Genomic DNA, 19054 nt, shown 5'->3' with positions numbered 1-19054 from the left:
GGGGGACCGCACTCTCCGAGGGGGTGGACACCATGGTGACCTGGCTACGGCGTGCGCTGTGGGACGTCGTCCCGCGCGACCACCGGTCGACCCAGGCCGAGCTCCGCAAGCGGCAGCTCGTCACCGCGCTGTTCGTCGTCCTCGGCGGGGTCGTCCTTGGACTGTCCCTGCGCATCGAACCCGGCAGTGCCTGGTTCTATGTCGGGACCATGGCCCTGGCCGCCGTGTGGACCGTCGGCGCCGTCGCGTCCGGCCCGCTCCACCTCGGCCGGATCGCCGACGGGGAGGTCCAGCGCAGGCCGGTGGTCACGCCGATCGTGCTGGGGCTGGCCCTGGCCGGGATCTTCGTCGCGGGCGCGTTGATCGTCCGGGAGGTCCCGTTCCTCGGCGACCAGGTGCGCTCGGTGCTCGACCATGCCGACCAGGGCTCCGGCCCGCTCGTGCTCCTGGTGACGACGGCCAACGGCATCGCGGAGGAGCTGTTCTTCCGCGGCGCGGCCTACGCCGCCGTGCCCCGCTACCCGGTCGCGATCACGACGGTGGCCTACGCGATCGCCACCCTCGCGACCGGCAACGTGATGCTGGCCTTCGCCGCCTTGTTGCTCGGCGTCGTGGTGGGGCTCGAGCGCCGCGCGTCCGGGGGCATCCTGGGCCCGGTCCTGACGCACTGCGCCTGGTCGACCACGATGCTGTTCGCTCTGCCGCTGATCTTCTAGCGAGGACGCGTCGGCGGACGGACCTAGGTGACCTTCTCGGACTCCTTGCCCTCCGCGATCGCCCGCCGCACGGCCTCGGCGTAGGTCAGCGGCTCGCCCGGCACCAGGTCACGGATCGCGTAGTCGGTCTGCAGCACCTCGGTGCCCATCGAGTCGATCAGGTTGCGACCGGTCGTGGAGTCGACGTCGGTGACGAACGACAGCCAGTGCGCCGACAGGCCGGGGGTCAGCACCGGCGCCTTGACGACCGGCACCCGCTTGCCGTTCATCACCTCGGCCGCCTCCTGCAGCATGTCGAGGTAGCTCAGCTGGTCGGCCCCGCCGACCTCGTAGACCTGGCCGAGCGCCTCGTCGACGCCGATGACGCCGATCAGGTAGCGGATCACGTCGTCGATCCCGATCGGCTGGGTCAGCGTGCTCGCCCACTTGGGGACCACCATCGCCGGCAGGTTCTTCACCAGCTGACGGGTCATCTCCCACGAGATGCCGCCCGCACCGACCACGATCGCCGCGCGCAGCACGGTGACCGGCACGCCGGCCTCCCCGAGGAACCGCTCGACGTCGCGCCGCGACCGGAGGTGGGCCGACAGCTGGTCGTCGTCCTTGCCGAGCCCGCCGAGGTAGACGATCTGGCGGGTGCCGCTCGCGGCCGCGGCGAGACCGAACGCCCGCGCCGCGGCGGCGTCCTTGCGCTCGAAGTCCTCGTCGTCGAGCGCGTGCACGAGGTAGACCGCGACGTCGACGCCGTCGAGCGGCTCGCCGAGGGTCCCCGGGTCGGACACGTCGCCGAAGACCGCCTCGCCCGGACCGTCGTACGTCTCGGGGTGGCGGGTCATCGCCCGGACCGTGTGTCCGGCGTCTTCCAGGGCGGGCACGAGCCGCTTGCCGATGAAGCCGGTTGCGCCGGTGACCAGCACGGTGAGGGGTTCCGTCATGTCCTCACCCTAGGAGCGCCGACGCTGGCGCTCGACGATGCCCTCGCGCCGGGTCTCGTCCATGGCCGCTTCGTACGCCGAGACGAGGCTGGCGATCGACAGCGGCTTGAGCCGCTCGACGACCTCGCGGAGCTTGTCGGGGGACGCCCCGGACTCCTTGTAGACGGGCCACACCATGGTGCGGAACAGCTCGTTGAGCTCCTTGGCGATCTGCCGGCCGTGCTCGGCGTAGACGTCGGCGGCCGCGATCGCGGCCTCGGTCGGGAAGCCGAGGTCGAGCAGCCCGATGCCGACTCCCAGCTGCGAGACCGCCACCTCGTAGCGACCGCGCTTGGTGCGGAAGACGATGCCGAGAGCGGCGAGGGTGGTCAGGTCCTCGTCCGTCAGGGTCCGCCCGCTGCGGGTGTCCAGCTCGGCGCGCGACATCTCGACCGGCGAGTCGGCCTGCCAGGGCGCCAGCATCGTGCGGTGCAGGGCGATGTCCTCGGGGGTCGCGTCGGCGGGGATGCCCGCGACGTACTTCTCGATCGCGGACAGCGTGAAGCCGTGCGCCTGGAGCTCCTGGACGAGCTCGAGCCGGGCGACGTGGTCGGGGCTGTAGTAGCCCGAGCGGCCCCGGCGGATCGGCGGCGGCACCAGCCCCTTGGTCGTGTAGAAGCGGACGTTGCGCACGCTCATCCCGACCCGGCTGGTCAGCTCGTCGAGGGTCAGCAGCTCGCGCAGGGATTCGACGGTCTCGTCCATGCCGCTCCCCTCCCAGGGTCGTGTCGAGTGAATCAGGCCACACACCGCGTCCTTGACGCTGACAGCAATAGTGTCACAATCGAGAGAGCCGGTCGTCAACGACGCGGCGGACCACCGATCAGGCGCTCCATTCTCGAACAATCGCTAGGACGGTCATGGCAGAAGCATTCGTGTACGACCACATTCGCACGCCGCGCGGCAAGGGCAAGAAGGTCGGCACCCTCCACGAGGTCAAGCCCGTCGACCTCGTGGTCGGCCTGCTCGACGAGATCAAGGAGCGCAACCCGTCGCTCGACCCGGCGCGCGTCGACGACGTCGTGCTCGGCGTCGTCTCCCCCGTGAGCGAGCAGGGTGGCGACATCGCCAAGACCGCAGCACTCAAGGCCGGCTACCCCGAGACCGTCGCCGGCGTGCAGCTCAACCGCTTCTGCGCCTCGGGCCTCGAGGCGGTCAACCAGGCGGCGTCCCGCATCCGCGGCGGCTTCGAGGACCTGATCCTCGCCGGTGGCGTCGAGTCGATGAGCCGCGTGCCGATGGGCTCGGACGGCGGGGCCTGGGCCTCCGACCCGGCGACCGCGCTGACGACCGGCTTCGTCCCGCAGGGCATCGGTGCCGACCTGATCGCGACCCTCGGGGGCTGGACCCGCGACGACGTCGACGCGTACGCCGCCGAGTCGCACCACCGGGCCGCCAAGGCGTGGGCCAACGGCTACTTCGCCAACGCGATCGTCCCGGTCAAGGACATCAACGGCCTGACCGTGCTCGACCACGACGAGACCATCCGCCCGGACACCAGCCCCGAGGGCCTGGCCGGGCTGAAGCCCAGCTTCGCCGGCATCGGCGCCGACGCGGGCTTCGACGACGTGGCGCTCGAGAAGTACCACTGGGTCGAGCGGATCGACCACGTCCACCACGCGGGCAACTCGTCGGGCATCGTGGACGGCGCCTCGCTGGTCGCGATCGGCAGCGAGCAGGTCGGCGTCGATCTCGGCCTCTCGCCGCGGGCCCGGATCATCTCGGCCGCCGTCTCGGGCGCCGACCCCACGATCATGCTCACCGGCCCGGCCCCGGCCGCCCGCAAGGCGCTGGCCAAGGCCGGCCTGGAGGTCGGTGACATCGACCTGTTCGAGATCAACGAGGCGTTCGCCGCCGTCGCCATGCGGTTCATGCGCGACCTCGACATCAGCCACGAGATCACCAACGTCAACGGCGGCGCCATCGCCATGGGACACCCGCTCGGCGCGACCGGAGCGATGATCCTCGGCACCCTGGTCGACGAGCTCCAGCGGCGCGACCTGCGCCGCGGCCTCGCCACGCTCTGCGTCGGCGGCGGCATGGGCATCGCGACGATCGTGGAGTTGGTGTGACCGAGGCACGAGGTCACGCCAACTGATGGGGGTCGAGCGAGCGGCACGGCTGAGGAACGAAGCCGTGACCCGCGTGTCGAGACCCGGTGACCTGACAGCGAACGGCAACCACCACTCCAGAACAGGTGGTTTCGAGGCTCGGCGCTAGCGCGCCTCGCACCTCAACCACCGGCAGAGAACAGGACATCCGATGAGCACCACCACTTCTGAGCCCCACACCGACAAGCAGAGCGCGGTCCGCTACGACCGCGACGCCGACGGCATCGTCACGCTCACCCTCGACGACCCCACCGCCAGCGCCAACACCATGAACGAGCTCTACCTCGAGTCGATGGCCTCCGCGGTGCAGCGGCTGTACGACGAGGTGGCCAGTGATGAGCAGAGCGTGACGGGTGTGGTGATCGCCAGCGCGAAGAAGACCTTCTTCGCCGGCGGCAACCTGAAGAACATGGTCACCGCGACCAAGGCCGACGCGGCCTCCGTCTTCGCGATGGGCGAGGCCGTCAAGGCCGGGCTCCGCAAGCTCGAGCTCTTCCCGAAGCCGGTGGTGGCCGCGATCAACGGCGCTGCGCTCGGGGGCGGCTTCGAGATCTGCCTGGCCTGCAACCACCGCATCGTGGTCGACGACAGCTCGGTCTCGCTCGGCCTGCCCGAGTCGACGCTCGGCCTGCTGCCCGGCGGCGGCGGCGTCACCCGCGTGGTCCGGCTGCTCGGCCTGCAGTCCGCCCTGATGGACGTGCTGCTGCCCGGCACCCAGTTCAAGCCGGCCGCCGCGCTCGAGAAGGGCCTGGTCGACGAGCTGGTCGCCACCCGCGAGGAGCTGGTGCCCGCCGCCAAGGCGTGGATCAAGGCCAACCCGGACGAGACCCAGAACCCGTGGGACAAGCAGGGCTACAAGATGCCCGGTGGGTCCCCGACCTCGCCCGGCCTCGCGAGCTTCCTGCCGGCCTTCCCGGCGCTGCTGCGCAAGCAGACCAAGGGCGCGGTCTACCCGGCGCCGCGGGCGATCCTGTCCGCCGCGGTCGAGGGCGCGCTGGTCGACTTCGACACCGCGTCGCGCATCGAGTCGCGCTACCTGACGAACCTGATCGTCAACCAGGGCTCGAAGAACATGATCCAGGCGTTCTTCTTCGACCTGCAGGCGATCAACGCCGGCAAGCTGCGCCCCCAGGGCATCGAGCCCTTCAAGGCCACCAAGGTCGGCGTGCTGGGCGCCGGCATGATGGGCGCCGGCATCGCCTACTCCTGTGCCCGCGCGGGCATGGAGGTCGTGCTCAAGGACGTCGCCGTCGAGAACGCCGAGAAGGGCAAGGCCTACTCCGAGAAGCTGCTCGACAAGGCGATCTCCCGCGGCAAGTCGACCGAGGAGAAGAAGGCCGAGCTGCTCGGCCGCATCACGGCGACGCAGGACCCGGCCGACCTCGCCGGCTGCGACCTCGTCATCGAGGCCGTCTTCGAGGACCCGTCGCTCAAGGCGCAGGTGTTCGCCGAGATCGCGCCGTACGTCAACGCTGATGCGCTGCTGTGCTCCAACACCTCGACGCTGCCGATCACCGAGCTCGCCGAGGGCGTCGACCGTCCGCAGGACTTCATCGGGCTGCACTTCTTCAGCCCGGTCGACAAGATGCCGCTGGTCGAGATCATCAAGGGCAAGGAGACCTCCGACGAGGCCCTGGCCAAGGCGTACGACGTCGTGCAGCAGATCCGCAAGACGCCGATCGTCGTCAACGACAGCCGCGGGTTCTACACCTCGCGGGTGATCGGCACGATGGTCAACGAGGGCCTGGCGATGCTCGCCGAGGGCGTGCACCCGGTCTCGCTCGAGCGGGCGGCCACGCAGGACGGCTACCCGGTCGGTCCGCTCCAGCTGAGCGACGAGCTGAACATGGAGCTGATGGCCAAGATCGGCAAGGCCAGCAAGGAGGCCGTCGAGCGCGCCGGCGGCACCTACACCCCGCACCCGGGCGAGGCGGTCGTCGCGAAGATGATCGAGATCGGTCGTCCGTCACGGCTCGAGGGCGCCGGCTTCTACGACTACGACGAGTCCGGCAAGCGCGCGTCGATCTGGCCCGGCCTGGCCGAGACCTTCCCGGTCGCGGCCGAGCCGATCCCGTTCGAGGACGTGAAGGAGCGGCTGCTCTTCGTCGAGGCGCTCGAGACCGCGAAGTGCTTCGAGGAGGGGGTCATCACCTCGGCCGCCGCGGCCAACATCGGCTCGATCATGGGCATCGGCTTCCCGCCCATGACCGGCGGCGCGGCGCAGTACATGCAGGGCTACCAGAACGCCGAGGGCCAGATCGGCCTGGGCGCGTTCGTGAAGCGCGCCGACGAGCTCGCCGAGAGGTACGGCGACCGCTTCACCGCGACGGCCTACCTGCGCGACCTGGCCGCCGAGAACGGGTCCTTCCCGGCATGAGCGATCCGCTCACCCGGTCGTGAAGGTCGGGCCGGGGGAGGCGGGCAGGATGCCCGCCTTCCCCGGCGCCGCGGCGGTGATGCCGCTCAGCGCGGGATGACTGAGAACAGGACCTGCTTCTTCACCATCAGCCAGATCAGCAGGATCTCCACGGTGTGGATGAGCGTGCCCTGCCAGAGGCTGCCCCGGTCCAGGCCCGGGATGTTGGCGATCGCCAGCACGAAGAGCACGTGCACGATGAACACGTAGAGGCTGGCGGCGCCGAGCGGGGTCCAGAACCAGCCGACCACCGCGTTGACCGGCTTCCAGCAGGTGGTGAGGAAGGCGAAGGCCACCACGATCATCAGGGCCAGGTCGAGGAGCCGGCCGGGCTGCAGGAAGATCCGGGTGTAGGCGTTCTCGTAGAGCCAGCCGTACGCCGTGTCGGGGAACGGCGTGGCCACGAAGTCATAGGTGTGGCCCAGCCAGAGGTAGACCAGCGACCCGGCGTACCCGAGCACGAAGATCGTGCACCCGATCTTGCCGATCCGGGTGGTGAGTGCTGCGGTGAGCTGCCGGCGGTAGTGGCCGATGACCAGCCCGTGGGTGAAGGCGATCTGCCAGGTCAGCAGCGGGAACACGTCCTCGAACTGCGAGGGCAGCCAGTGCGGTGAGGACGTCGCGGAGTAGACGAACGCGGCCCACGAGATCGCCAGCAGCACCCACCACAGCCCGCGCCGGACCAGGAACATCATCGGTGGCAGGAGCAGGCTGAGCACCACGAACAGACCCATGATGTTGAAGACCCACGGGCCCATCTGGAGCAGCAGCAGCTGCTTCACGGCGTACCACGGCGGCGGGTAGTCGAAGAGCCGCGGCGCGTTGGCGTAGAGGTCGTAGACCTGCCCCTTCACCTGCTGGCCGTTCTCGCCCGTGCCCCGGTCGGTGAACGTCGTGATCGCGGTCGCGTCGACGAACGGCAGCAGGCCGATCAGGAAGACCAGCAGCACCACGACCAGGGCCACGAGGTACTGCTTGCGGGCCCGCTTCCACATCACGACCGCGGTGCCCCACTCGCCGAGCTTGCGCACCGTGGGCGCGTAGATCATGCCGAGCACGATGCCGCTCAGCAGCACGAACATCTCGGCGCCCGTGATGGCGCCGATCGCGTTGAGGCTGATGTGGGAGTACGGGCTGGTGAGCTCGGTGTGGGTCAGGACGACGGTCAGGATGATCCAGCCGCGGAACAGGTCGAGCCGCTTGTCGCGCGGGTCGTGCTCGTCCGGGTAGCGCCAGGACGGGATGAACCGTCCGGCGAACCCGGCGAAGACGAAGACGATCGCGAGCAGCGCCGCGCAGAGGACGATCCATCCCAGCTCGCCGCCGTCGTCGACGTCCGGCAGCCGGCCCTGGGCGGTCGCCTCGTTGGCCGCCTCCTGGTCGAGCACCCGGGTGACCGGGCCGACGACGACGGCGGAGCTGCGCAGGTCGGCCAGCAGCGCGGTCGACAGCTCGTCGGTGCGGGTCGCGCGCCAGTCGACGACGTCGCCCTGCACCTCCGCCTCGGGCCGCCGCTGCTCCAGCCAGGAGATCCCGGCGACCAGCGGGTGGTCGTCGGCCGCTGCGAAGACCTGGCGCCACCAGCTCTGCTTGATGTCCAGCTCGGTCGGCGTACGACGCCGCGCTGTCCTTGGTCCAGTCGAGGCCGGGTCCGAACCAGGGCCGGCCGGGTGCGGGCGTCGGGACGTCGTCGTCCGCAGCCACCGCGGGGCCGCCCAGCAGCAGGACGCCGAGGGCGACCGCGAGCGCCGCGACTAGCCGGGCTGCCGGTCGCATCGGATCCTCCAGACGTTGCGCCCTCCGTCACGCTCGTAGTCGAGGGAGTCGACGGCTGCCAGGGTGAGCGCGAGGCCCCGACCGGACTCCGCGTCGGCGTCGGGCATGCTCGCGGCGCTCAGGTCGATCGACGCCGGGATCCCGTTGTCGCCGAGGACGGCGTCCAGCCGCTCGTCGTGGCGGAGAGCTCCAGGGTCAGTCGCCGCGCGGACGGGTGCCGGTCGTCGGCGATCCAGGCGTGCTCGACGATGTTGCCGAGGATCTCGATCACCGCGAGCTCGAAGCGCATCCGGTCGGTCGGCGCGATCGGGCCGGCGTCGTCCCAGAGCAGCGCGAGCTCCTCGTGCGCGAGCTCGAGCGCGTCCGGGTTGGTCGGCATCGAGAACGTCCGGTGGACGTCCCTCGAGCCGCCCTCAGACATCGAACGCGCTGTCGACGTCGTCACGAGGTCGCAGCACCTTGTCCATGTTGGTCAGCTGGAAGACCGTCATCACCTCCGCCGTCGGCCGGGCGATCCGCAGGTCGCCGCCGGCCTGACGGGCGCTCTTCAGGCCGCCGATCAGAGCCCCCAGCCCGGACGAGTCGAGGAACGTCGTCTGCTCCAGGTCGACGACGATCCGGGCCGATCCCTCGCTGACGAGGAGCGCGAGGATCTCCTTCATCTGCCAGGCGGCCACCATGTTGAGCCGCCCCTTCGGCACCACGACGGCCACGCCGTCGGGTCGTCGGTGGACATCGATTTCGATCATGTGGTTGCGCCTCCATGGGGCGTCTCGGGGGAGACGCCGGGGTCGAAGCCGCGGTAGAGCGCTGCGCGGATGATGACGGAGAAGATCGCGAGGTCGAACAGCACCCAGACGATGTTGAAGAGCGTGCCGAACGGCGTGGCCTGGCCGACCGCGAGCCGGACCAGCCCGACCCCGACGGCGAGGACGAGGGCGCCCATCGCGATCAGCTGCGGCTTGATCAGGTCCCACCGCGGCCCCTCGTCGGAGGCGCCGGTCTTCTGGGTGACCGCGAAGTCCAGGTCGCGGCGGAGGAAGACGTTGCCGAAGGCGGAGGTGAACGCCTTGATCCACACCGGGAACAGGGCGAGGGAGTACTGCTGGCCGCGCCAGGTCGGCCGGCCCGCGGCCACGATGAAGAAGAGCAGCTGGTTGACGATCAGGAACGGCACGAGCCGGAGGAAGAAGTCGGTGCTGAGCGCCTGGACCGGCAGGATGCCGAGGGTCAGGTAGACCACCGGTGCCCCGATGTAGACGATCGCGGCGAAGCCGGACAGGTAGCTCCACATGGTCCCGAAGTACATGAGCCGCTGGGCCCAGGTCAGCCGCCTCTGGACCAGCGGGTTCTCCCGGAACATCACCTGCACGGTGCCCTGCGCCCACCGCAGCCGCTGGGTCAGCATCGTCGACAGGTCCTCCGGTGCAAGACCGTGCGCCAGCACCTCGTCGTGGTACGCCGAGCGCCAGCCCAGGCCGTGCAGCCGCATGCAGGTCGCCATGTCCTCGGTGACCGAGATGGTCGCCAGCGGCATGATCGGCTGGGCCTCGTCGGACCGGCTCACGTCGACGGCGTCGACCAGCGCCTGGACCGTCTCGACGGCGCCGAGCGGCGACCAGTCGCGGTGCGCCATCTGCTCCAGGGCCACCGGGCTCAGCGTGGCCAGGCCCTCGCCGGGCTCGCCGGCGATCGCCTCCAGCTCGCGGATCACCGCCAGGTCGGCCTGGAGCGCGGTCAGGTCTGCCTCCACCAGCTCGCGCCGGATCACGGCGATCCGCTGCTGGAACCGGTAGGTCACGTCGAACAGCGCGACGCCGCGGGCGAGCTCGCGGCGGGCCCGCCCGATGTCGTACTGGATCTGGTCCAGGGCCCGGACCACGCCCTCGTCGCCGGGGCCCAGCTGCTTGCGGGCCCGCTCGATGACGGTGCCTGCGGTCCGCAGCGCCCGGTGCACGCCGACCTCGACCTCGCCGGCGTACCGCGAGACCCCGAGCTGCATGAGGGCCTCGCGCCGGATGACGGCGTTCGAGCCGCAGAAGAACGCGGCGTTCCAGCCGTCCTTGCCCTGCTGGATCGGGCCGTAGAAGAGCGGCGCCTGGCTCCCGAGCGGGTCGCTCTCGGGCACGTTCACGAACCACTGCGGGGTCTGGACCAAGGCCATCTGCTCGTCCTCGAAGTAGCCGAGGGTGCGGTCGAGGATCTCGGGGAGCGGCACCTGGTCGGCGTCGAGGATGAGCAGGAACTCGCCCTCCGTCGAGAGCAGGGCGTTGTTGAGGTTGCCGGCCTTCGCGTGCCGCGGCATGTTCGTCCAGTCGGCCGAGCGGGTGATCCAGCCGATCCCCTCCGCCTCGGCGGCGGCGCGCATCTCGGGACGGTTGCCGTCGTCGAGGATCCAGGTCTCGTGGGGGTAGGTGATGGCCAGCGCCGCGCGCGCGGTCGTCATCACCATGTCGACCGGCTCGTTGTAGGTCGCGATGAACACGTCGACGGTGCGGTCCGGGGGCGCCGGCGGCGGCTCGCCGCGGTCCTTGAGACGCCACATGGTCAGGCCGAAGAGGAGGGAGTCGATGAGGCTGTAGGTCTCGGCGACCACCAGGGGCACGGCCAACCACCACGCCGACCAGTTCACGGAGAACAGCCATCGCCACACGACGTAGTTGGTGCCCAGCAGCGCGGTCAGGAGGACCACGAGCCGGATGAGGAGAAGGCGGCGAGTCATGACACCGCCCGGCGGTACACCGCGACCGCGGTGACATCGTCAGTGGGCACGGTCGCGACCGTGAGCAGGGCGATCGCGTCCAACAGCGTGGAGGGATCGTCGTGCTCGGAGACGAGTCGCCCGATGGGTTCCCACCAGCTCACCGGGTCGTCGACGAGATCCAGGAGGCCGTCGCTGAAGAGCAGTAGCCGGTCGCCCAGCTCGAGGGTCGTCTGCTGCTCGGTCCAATGGTCGTCAGGGAGCACGCCGATCGGCAGGTTGTCCGCGGAGAGGCGCTCGATGCGGCCGTCCGCCCGGACCACGAGACACAGTCCCATGCCGGCGTCGACGTAGCGCAGGTAGCCGTCGTCGAGGTCCACGGCCGCCTCGAACAGGGCCACGAACGACTCGGCTCGAGCGAGGTCCGCGGCCAGGCCGCGGGCCACCTGGGTCGTGGTCACGCCCAGGTCCACCCCGGCGACGACCGCTGCGTGGGTGCTGCGGATCGCGGACCGGACGCCGGCGCCCAGAAGGGCCGCTCCGGTGCCCTTGCCCATCACGTCGCCCAGACCGAAGTGCACGACGTCGCCGACGATCCCGTAGTCGAAGAGGTCGCCGCCGACGGCCAGCGCCGGAAGGCAGACGCCGTCGATGGCCCACTCCCCACTGGTCAGGGGGGCCGACGGGAGCATCGAGGCCTGGACCTCGACCGCCCGGGTCATCTCGCCGGTCGCGGCAAGCTCCTGCTGCGCCCAGGCGGCGAGGTCCTCGAGCGTCTGCAGCTGCTCGGCGTCCAGCGAGCCGGGCTGGTCGTCGAAGAGGCAGAGCGTCCCGACCAGGTTGCCGCCCGCGTCCTGGAGGGGCGCGCCGGCGTAGAAGCGCACGCCGCCGACGACGATGGGCAGGCCGGCGAAGCGATCGTCCTCCCGCGCGTCCTCGACGACCATCGGCCGACCGCCGGCGACGGTCCGGTCGCAGAAGGTCTCCTCCCGCGGCAGGTCCGCCGGCGGCTCGGCGCCGACCCCTGTGCGCTGGGGAACCAGGCACGGTCGTGCTCCAGCAGGGTGATGGCCGACATCGAGACACCGAAGATGGTGCGCGCCAGCCGGGTGATCCGGTCGAACCGTTCCGACTGCTGCAGGCGCAGCCTCGGGTCCGCCACGCGAGTCGCCGGCGCAGCTCGCCCGCCGACCCTGCCTCCGCTGCTGCCTGGACTCCTGCGTCGCGTGTGTGGGCTTGAGTCATCCCCGACCTTCCCGAGCCGATTCAACCCCCACGTCGTCGTACCGACGTCAGGGATGTGAATATCATGCGCACCCACGGTGTGGCACGACCGCCTCCCGCGGCGGGTGCGTGTCGCTCGTGCGGCAGCACCGGATCGACCACTCGGGAGGAGATGACGGATGGCTCAACGGGCAGTCGTCGTCGACGACGACGACGACATCAGCGCTCTGATCGAGACGGTCCTCACCGGCGCGGGGATGGAGACCGCGGTCGCGGCCACGGGCGAGGAGGGCCTGCGGCTCGTGCGTGAGCTGCGTCCCGACCTCGTGACGCTCGACGTCGGTCTCCCGGACATCGAGGGCACGGAGGTCTGCCGCCAGCTGCGCGGGTTCAGCGACGCCTACGTCATGATGATCACCAGCCACAACGACGAGCTGATTCGGTTGCTCGCCCTCGACCTCGGTGCCGACGACTACCTGCCGAAGCCGTTCTCGCCGCGCGAGCTCTCCGCTCGCGTCGCCGCGCTGCTGCGCCGCACGCGCACCCCCGTGTCCGGTGGGGACGGTGCGCGCGCCGTGGTCGAGGACGAGCCGTCGTCCGACCAGGTGGTCGAGGCCGGGGGAGGGCTGGTGCTGGTGCCCGTCCGCCACGTGGCGATGCTGGACGGCGAGGCGGTCCCCCTGACGCCGACGGAGGTGGACATCCTCCGTGCCCTGGCGAGCGAGCCCGGACGGGTCTGGAGCCGTCGGGACCTGGCGGGCGCGGTGTGGGCGGGCGACTTCATCGAGTCGGACTACCTGGTCGACCTGCACGTGGGCAACCTGCGCCGCAAGCTGCGCAAGTCCGGTGGGAGGCACGACTGGATCCGCACCGTCGAGGGCACCAGCTACGCACTCGTCCCCCGAGCCTGAACCGCTGCCACGAGGCCCATGGTCGACGGCTCCTGGCCGGCCTCTAGCCTTCGGGCATGGGAGTCGTGCTGCTGGTCCGTCACGGGCAGGCGTCGTTCGGATCCGACGACTACGACGTCTTGTCGCAGACCGGCTGGGAGCAGGGGCGTCTGCTGGGCGCCTGGCTGGCCGAGCGGGCGGTGACCCCGACCGTGATGGTCCGCGGCGGCATGCGCCGGCACCGCGAGACCGCGGAGGCGGTGCTGGCCGGTGCGGGCTGGTCGACCGACGTCGTGGTCGAGGCGGACTGGGACGAGTTCGACCACCTCGGCGTCGTCGGTGCCTACCCCGACACTCCGCCCGGTGAGCTCGACCGGCGTGAGTTCCAGCGGGTGTTCGAGCTCGCCACCGAGCGGTGGACCGCGGGCGGGCACGACGCCGACTACCCCGAGTCGTGGCCCGGCTTCGTGGGGCGGGTGCGGGTGGCGCTCGACCGGGCGTGTGCTCAGGCCGGCCCGGGCGGGACGGTCGTCGTGGTGAGCTCGGGCGGGCCGATCGCCGCGGCCTGTGCCGCACTCGTGGACCCGGGGGCGGACGGCGCGTCGTACGCCCGGCTGTGGAACCGCTTCAACACCGTCGTCGTGAACTCGTCGGTCACCCGCGTCGTCGTCGGCTCGACCGGGCCGCGGATGCTGACCTTCAACGAGCACCCCCACCTCGAGGGCGAGACGCTCACCTACCGCTGACGGTCAGACCATCTTCCGCACGACGGACATCGGGGCGTGCTCGAGCACGAACGACAGCGGCGCCCACGGCCAGGCCGGCACGTACGCCTTCAGTGGCTCCTTCTCGATCGCAGCGACCATCGAGCGCACGCCCTTCTCGGTCGTGGCCATCAGCGGAGGACGGTTGTCGCCGACGTCGTTCATCTCCGAGACGATGTAGCCGGGATAGAGCACCGTGACCTTGATCGGCGTGCCGTGGAGTTCGGCCTGCAGCCCCTGGCCGAGGCTGGCGACGGCGGCCTTGGTGGCGGCGTACGTCGTGACGGCCCGGGGCAGCCCGCGCAGCGCGCCCATCGAGGCGACCAGCACCAGGTGCCCGGACTCCTGGGCGCGGAGCACCTCCATCGCGGCCTCGGTCTGGGCCAGCGCGGCGACGAAGTTCGTCATCGCGGTCTCCCGGTTGGCGTCGAAGCGGCCGGTGCCCAGCGGGGCGCCCTTGCCGATCCCGGCGTTGACGACGAAGCGGTCGATCCGCCCCAGGTCGGCGTGCAGCGACCGGAAGACCTCGAACACCGCGTCGTCGTCGCAGACGTCGAGCGCCCGCACCTCGACCCGCCGGCCGGGGTGCGCGGCCAGGATCTCGTCGCGCAGCTGCTCGAGCCGGTCGAGCCGTCGCGCACAGAGCGCGAGGTCGTTGCCCCCGGCCGCGAGCTGCCGGGCCATCTCGGCGCCGAGGCCGGACGAGGCGCCGGTGATGAGGATCGTTGTCGCCATGCGCAGAGTGTGACGCACGCGGGCCCCGGCGCCGCCCGCGCCGGTTCTCGGACCCCAGACGATCTTCGGCGGCATCGCTCTTGACGGGGCGGACTTTCTGACCTTGGGTGGGCCCGGTGGCTGTCTGCCTGTCGGGGAGATGAACCGCCGGCAAATCCACACCCCACTCATCTCGGTACGGGAGCTCTCGTGTCAGTCAAGTCCTCCGGCCAGCGGACGCGTCAGCGCCGCCTCGGCCTCATCGCGGCGGGGGTGGTCGTCGCCGGCCTCCTCGCCGGCGTGCCCGCCGCCACCGCGGCCGGTTCGGCGCCCGGCAAGGCCGCCTCGCCCATGACCACCTACACCAGTGGTCGCTACATCGTGCTGCTCCGCGAGCCGGCAGCAGCGACCTACGACGGTGGCAACCGGCACTTCGCAGCCACCCGCTCCACGACCGGCCGGTTCGACGCACGGTCCGCCCGGGTGCAGAGCTACCGGGCGCACCTGACGTCCACCCACCAGCGGATCGCGGACGAGTTCGGCACGAAGACGGTCGCGGACCTCACCGTCGCGACCAACGGCTTCGTCGCCGACCTGACCAAGCAGCAGGCCTTCGACCTCGCGACCGACCGCCGGGTGCTCCTGGTCGAGAAGTCGACGAACATGAAGGTCGACACCTGGCACACCCCGACCTTCCTCGGGCTCACCGGCAAGAACGGGGCCTGGGCGAAGCACGGCGGCGAGAACCACGCGGGTGACGGCGTGGTCATCGCCGACCTCGACACCGGCATCTGGCCGGAGTCGAAGTCCTTCGAGGGCGCGCCCCTGACGTCGACGCCGAAGACGAAGTGGGACATCTCCCGCACCGGCACCGCCACGCGCATGGAGAAGGCCGACGGCATGGTCTTCCACGGCGAGTGCGTGATCGCCGACACGTGGGACGCCGGGGACTGCAACACGAAGATCATCAGCGCGCGCTACTACGGCGACAGCTTCCTCTCGGGCATCCCCGAGGACGAGCTGTCGGAGTTCGAGCAGGTCTCGCCGCGCGACGGCGCCGGCCACGGCACCCACACGGCGAGCACCGCGGCGGGCGAGCGGGTCGAGCACGTCACGACCGAGGGCCGCAAGTTCGGCACCGTGACCGGCATGGCGCCGGCCGCACGGCTGGCCGTCTACAAGGTCTGCTGGGAGGCGGCCAACCCCGACGACAGCGGCTGCAACAACGCCGACATCGTCGAGGCGATCGACCAGGCCGTCGTCGACGGCGCGGACGTCTTGAACTTCTCGATCGGTGGCGGTGCCTCTCCGGAACTCGACTCGACCGAGCTCGCGTTCGAGGGGGCGGCCGAGGCCGGCATCTTCGTCGCGGCGTCCGCGGGCAACTCCGGACCCGGTGCCTCGACGCTGGACCACCCGAGCCCGTGGCTCACCACGGTCGCGGCGTCGACGTCGTACAACTACGAGAACACGATCGTCCTCGGCAACGGCAAGAAGAAGATCGTCGGGGCCTCGGTCGCCGAGAAGCCGGTCCCGTCGACGAAGGTCGTCACCGCCGAGGACTCGGTCGTCACCGGCGGTGACGCCGACGACGCCGCGCTCTGCGGCCCGGACACCCTCGACCCGGCGCTGGTCACCGGCAAGATCGTGGTCTGCATGCGAGGCGTCTACGACCGGGTCGCGAAGAGCGCGGAGGTGAAGCGGGCCGGCGGCAAGGCCATGATCCTGGTCAACCCGTCGCCGAACAGCCTCGACGCCGACTTCCACTCGGTGCCGACGATCCACATCTCCGACACCGCGGCCCCGCGGCTGTTCAACTACCTGGACTCGGCCGGCGACAAGGCGACGGCGTCGTTCGCGGTCGGCAACATCACCAAGAACAAGACGCCGCTGCCGCAGGTGGGTGGCTTCTCGTCGCGCGGACCGATCCTGGCCGCCGGCGGCGACCTCCTGAAGCCGGACATCTCGGCTCCCGGTGTCAGCGTCCTCGCGGCCGTCGCACCGCCCGCGAACTCGGGCCGGGACTACGACCTCTACAGCGGCACGTCGATGGCGGCCCCGCACATCACCGGTCTGGCGGCGTTCATGCAGAGCGTCCACCCGAACTGGACGCCGATGGAGATCAAGTCGGCGATGATGACGACCGCGACGCCCACCAAGGCGGCCGACGGCAAGGCCTCGAAGGACGCGTTCGCGCAGGGCTCCGGTCAGGTCACCCCGAAGAAGTTCTTCGATCCGGGCCTCTTCATCACCGCGACGCCGGTCCAGTGGCGCGGGTTCCTCGCGGACCTCGGCTACAACACCGGTGTGCCGGCGGTCGACCCCAAGGACGTCAACGTCGCGTCGATGGCCGATGCCTCGGTCACCGGTGAGACGGTCTTCCACCGCAGCTTCCGTGCCAGCAGGAAGGGCACGTGGAAGATCACGTCGCAGGTGCCGGGCTTCACGATGAAGGTCAACCACGCGAGGGTGAAGTCGAAGCGGGTCGACGACATCGTCGACGTGACCTTCACCTTCACCCGGACGACGGCGCCGCTCGGCTCCTACACCCAGGGCTCGGTGACCCTCGACGGCCCGACCTCGGTGCGGATCCCGGTGGCGCTGCAGCCGCTGTCGGTCGACGCTCCCACCTCGGTGTCGGGCACCGGCACCGACGGGTCGGTCGACGTCCCGCTCACCGCCGGTTTCACCGGCGACCTGGACGTCACCGCGCACGGGCTCGCCGAGTCCGACACGGTCGAGGACTCGGTCGACGTGGGTGACTTCAAGCTGGAGTGCGTCACCGTCACGCCGGACACCTCGCTGGCGAGGTTCGCGGTCGACTCCATCGACGACACGGCGGACCTCGATCTGTTCGTCTACGCCTCCGACTCCTGCGACATCAACGACGCGTTCGCGGTCGCCGGACAGTCGGCGACGGCCTCCGGTGACGAGTCGGTGACGCTACGGAACCCCGACGCGGGTGCCTACATCGTCGAGATCGACGGCTTCTCCGCGGGAACCGACGGCGCCCCGATGGACTTCGCGTTCGACTTCTGGGACATCGACCCGGCCGCCACGGCGGGTGACCTCACGGTCACGCCCGACCCGGTGCCGGTGGTCCAGAACCAGGAGACGTCGGTGACGGTCGGGTGGACCGGGCTCGACGCGAGCTCGCACTACCTCGGCTACCTGGAGTACGCCGATTCCGATCAGATCACTCTCGTGGACGTGAAGACGGGGTCGTGACGATCGGCTAGCAACACAGCTCACGCAGGGCGGGCGGCGCCCGGGGACCACGGTCCCCGGGCGCCGCTGCGATCCGGCCACCAACAAAAAGTCAGGCTTGACTGTTTGTTGGTGGCCGGGCCATGCTGAGCCGGTGACGACAGCGGCCGGGGCCACGCGGGTGCCCCAGGAGGAGCGCACCCGCGTGATGCGGGCCCGGCTGCTCGAGGCGACCCTCGACTGCCTGGTCGAGCGCGGCTTCGCCGGCACGTCGACCACGCTCGTCTCCGAGCGGGCCGGGGTCAGCCGCGGTGCCCAGCTGCACCACTTCCCCACGAAGAACGACCTGGTCGTCGCCGCCGTCGAGCACCTCACCGAGCGCCGCGGGGCCGAGCTGGCAGCCGCGGCCGCGACGCTGCCCGACGGGCCGCGTCGCACCCGTGCGGTCGTGCAGATGCTCGGCGACCACTTCGCCTCGCCGGTCTTCGACGCCGCCCTCGAGCTGTGGGTGGCCGCGCGCAGCGACGAGCACCTGCTCGCCGCCGTCGGGCCGCTCGAGCAGCGGGTCGGGCGCGAGACGCACCGCCTGACCGTCGAGCTCCTCGGCGCCGACGAGTCCGTTCCCGGCGTGCGCGAGATGGTCCAGGCGACCCTCGACCTCGTCCGCGGGCTGGGCCTGGCCAACACCATCTCCGACGACACCCGTCGGCGCCGCCGCATCCTCGACACCTGGGCGGACACCCTCGACACCGTGCTGAAGGGAACCACCCGATGAGCGACCTCCTCGAGGGGCTGCTGGCCGACCTCCACACCGAGAGCGACCAGCTCTGGAACGCCGTGGCGGGCCTCGACGACGACGGCTGGCAGACGCCGACCCCGGCCCCGGGCTGGAGTGTCGCCACCACGATCGCCCACCTGCTCTGGACCGACGAGGTGGCCGTCGTCGCCGCCACCGACAAGCAGGCGTGGGACGCCCTCGTGCTGGCCGCGATCGCCGACCCGACGGGCTACGTCGACCAGCAGGCGATCGAGGTCGCCCGACTCTCCCCGCAGGCGCTGCTCGCCCGCTGGGGCAAGGCCCGCGAGTCGCTGCCGGCCGCGCTGCGGGCCCTCCCCGCCGGGCAGAAGATGCCGTGGTTCGGACCGCCGATGTCGCCGGCGTCGATGGCGACGGCGCGCTTCATGGAGACCTGGGCGCACGCCCTCGACGTCTACGAGGCGCTGGGCCTCGAGCCCGAGCGGTCCGACCGGATCCGGCACGTCGCGCACCTCGGCGTACGCACCCGCGACTTCGCCTACTCCGTCCGCGAGCTGCCGCCCCCGGCCGAGCAGTTCCGCATCGACCTGGTCTCGCCGTCCGGGGACCAGTGGACCTGGGCCCCCGAGGACGCCGCACAGACGGTGACCGGGTCCGCCTGGGACTTCTGCCTGCTGGTCACCCAGCGCGTGCACCGGGACGACACCGACCTGGTCGCCACGGGCGCGGACGCCGAGCAGTGGTTGACGATCGCCCAGGCGTTCGCCGGCCCCGCCGGCGAGGGGCGTGCCCCGAGATGACGTC

Annotated in this window: 18 protein-coding genes; 9 read left to right on the top strand and 9 right to left on the bottom strand. The window is 70.8% G+C overall.

Features of this window, described 5'->3' with window-relative positions:
• Positions 1–32: 32 nt before the first annotated feature.
• Entirely contained in the window at positions 33–716 is a 684-nt protein-coding gene (locus PD653B2_RS12320) for a CPBP family intramembrane glutamic endopeptidase (RefSeq protein WP_085872679.1), read from the top strand.
• 23 nt (positions 717–739) lie between these two features.
• Here PD653B2_RS12320 and PD653B2_RS12315 read toward each other — a convergent pair whose 3' ends face one another.
• Complete coding sequence (locus PD653B2_RS12315; RefSeq protein ID WP_085872678.1) at positions 740–1651, bottom strand: NAD(P)H-binding protein; 912 nt, start codon at positions 1649–1651, stop codon at positions 740–742.
• A 9-nt stretch (positions 1652–1660) separates the two neighbouring features.
• A complete protein-coding gene (locus PD653B2_RS12310) occupies positions 1661–2395 on the bottom strand; it encodes a MerR family transcriptional regulator (protein WP_085872677.1) in 735 nt (244 codons plus the stop codon).
• Positions 2396–2550: 155 nt separating this feature from the next.
• On the opposite strand from PD653B2_RS12310, the gene PD653B2_RS12305 reads away from it, so the two are divergent.
• Positions 2551–3762: an acetyl-CoA C-acetyltransferase gene (locus PD653B2_RS12305; RefSeq protein WP_085872676.1), complete on the top strand. Its 1212-nt coding sequence runs from the start codon at positions 2551–2553 to the stop codon at positions 3760–3762.
• 190 nt (positions 3763–3952) lie between these two features.
• Positions 3953–6178 (top strand): 3-hydroxyacyl-CoA dehydrogenase NAD-binding domain-containing protein, encoded by a 2226-nt coding sequence (locus tag PD653B2_RS12300; RefSeq protein ID WP_085872675.1) that lies wholly within the window; start codon positions 3953–3955, stop codon positions 6176–6178.
• Positions 6179–6264: 86 nt separating this feature from the next.
• On the opposite strand, the gene opgC is transcribed toward PD653B2_RS12300, so the two are convergent.
• Complete coding sequence (opgC, locus tag PD653B2_RS12295; RefSeq protein ID WP_085872674.1) at positions 6265–7713, bottom strand: OpgC domain-containing protein; 1449 nt, start codon at positions 7711–7713, stop codon at positions 6265–6267.
• Positions 7714–7810: 97 nt separating this feature from the next.
• Here opgC and PD653B2_RS24940 point away from each other — a divergent pair, with 97 nt between their 5' ends.
• Positions 7811–7975 carry a hypothetical protein gene (locus tag PD653B2_RS24940; RefSeq protein ID WP_165763455.1) on the top strand — a complete coding sequence of 55 codons (165 nt, stop codon included), beginning with the start codon at positions 7811–7813 and terminating at the stop codon, positions 7973–7975.
• Here PD653B2_RS24940 and PD653B2_RS25675 read toward each other — a convergent pair.
• The 5 genes from PD653B2_RS25675 to PD653B2_RS12275 are packed head-to-tail and all read right to left on the bottom strand — an operon-like array spanning position 7972 to position 11692.
• Positions 7972–8100, bottom strand: coding sequence for an ATP-binding protein (locus PD653B2_RS25675; RefSeq protein WP_165763454.1), 129 nt, complete (start codon positions 8098–8100; stop codon positions 7972–7974). The genes PD653B2_RS24940 and PD653B2_RS25675 overlap by 4 nt on opposite strands.
• Before the next feature lie 11 nt (positions 8101–8111).
• On the bottom strand, positions 8112–8414 hold the full coding sequence (locus PD653B2_RS12290) for a hypothetical protein (RefSeq protein WP_085872673.1): 303 nt from the start codon (positions 8412–8414) through the stop codon (positions 8112–8114).
• Complete coding sequence (locus tag PD653B2_RS12285) at positions 8407–8742, bottom strand: STAS domain-containing protein (protein WP_085872672.1); 336 nt, start codon at positions 8740–8742, stop codon at positions 8407–8409. The genes PD653B2_RS12290 and PD653B2_RS12285 overlap by 8 nt, the downstream gene beginning before the upstream one ends.
• Positions 8739–10715 carry a glycosyltransferase family 2 protein gene (locus PD653B2_RS12280; RefSeq protein WP_085872671.1) on the bottom strand — a complete coding sequence of 659 codons (1977 nt, stop codon included), beginning with the start codon at positions 10713–10715 and terminating at the stop codon, positions 8739–8741. Before PD653B2_RS12280 ends, PD653B2_RS12285 begins: the two co-directional genes overlap by 4 nt.
• A complete protein-coding gene (locus PD653B2_RS12275) occupies positions 10712–11692 on the bottom strand; it encodes a PP2C family protein-serine/threonine phosphatase (protein ID WP_242665262.1) in 981 nt (326 codons plus the stop codon). Before PD653B2_RS12275 ends, PD653B2_RS12280 begins: the two co-directional genes overlap by 4 nt.
• A 405-nt stretch (positions 11693–12097) precedes the next feature.
• Between PD653B2_RS12275 and PD653B2_RS12270 the strand changes: the two genes are divergently transcribed.
• Both PD653B2_RS12270 and PD653B2_RS12265 read left to right on the top strand, forming a co-directional pair.
• The gene (locus PD653B2_RS12270; protein WP_085872669.1) at positions 12098–12829 is read left to right on the top strand and encodes a response regulator transcription factor; all 732 of its coding nucleotides are present in this window, start codon (positions 12098–12100) and stop codon (positions 12827–12829) included.
• 56 nt (positions 12830–12885) lie between these two features.
• Entirely contained in the window at positions 12886–13554 is a 669-nt protein-coding gene (locus PD653B2_RS12265) for a histidine phosphatase family protein (protein ID WP_085872668.1), read from the top strand.
• Between the two features lie 3 nt (positions 13555–13557).
• On the opposite strand, the gene PD653B2_RS12260 is transcribed toward PD653B2_RS12265, so the two are convergent.
• On the bottom strand, positions 13558–14307 hold the full coding sequence (locus PD653B2_RS12260) for an SDR family oxidoreductase (protein WP_085872705.1): 750 nt from the start codon (positions 14305–14307) through the stop codon (positions 13558–13560).
• 189 nt (positions 14308–14496) lie between these two features.
• Here PD653B2_RS12260 and PD653B2_RS12255 point away from each other — a divergent pair, with 189 nt between their 5' ends.
• The 3 genes from PD653B2_RS12255 (at position 14497) to PD653B2_RS12245 (ending at position 19050) form a co-directional block, all read left to right on the top strand.
• Positions 14497–17514: a S8 family serine peptidase gene (locus tag PD653B2_RS12255; protein ID WP_085872667.1), complete on the top strand. Its 3018-nt coding sequence runs from the start codon at positions 14497–14499 to the stop codon at positions 17512–17514.
• Positions 17515–17647: 133 nt separating this feature from the next.
• Complete coding sequence (locus PD653B2_RS12250) at positions 17648–18268, top strand: TetR/AcrR family transcriptional regulator (RefSeq protein WP_345775748.1); 621 nt, start codon at positions 17648–17650, stop codon at positions 18266–18268.
• Entirely contained in the window at positions 18265–19050 is a 786-nt protein-coding gene (locus PD653B2_RS12245) for a TIGR03084 family metal-binding protein (RefSeq protein ID WP_085872666.1), read from the top strand. Before PD653B2_RS12250 ends, PD653B2_RS12245 begins: the two co-directional genes overlap by 4 nt.
• Positions 19051–19054: the final 4 nt, after the last annotated feature.

The organism is Nocardioides sp. PD653-B2, assembly GCF_002117935.1.
Taxonomy (GTDB): domain Bacteria; phylum Actinomycetota; class Actinomycetes; order Propionibacteriales; family Nocardioidaceae; genus Nocardioides.
Note: the sequence above shows the minus strand (reverse complement) of the source record. Positions and strands in the feature narration are given on the sequence as shown.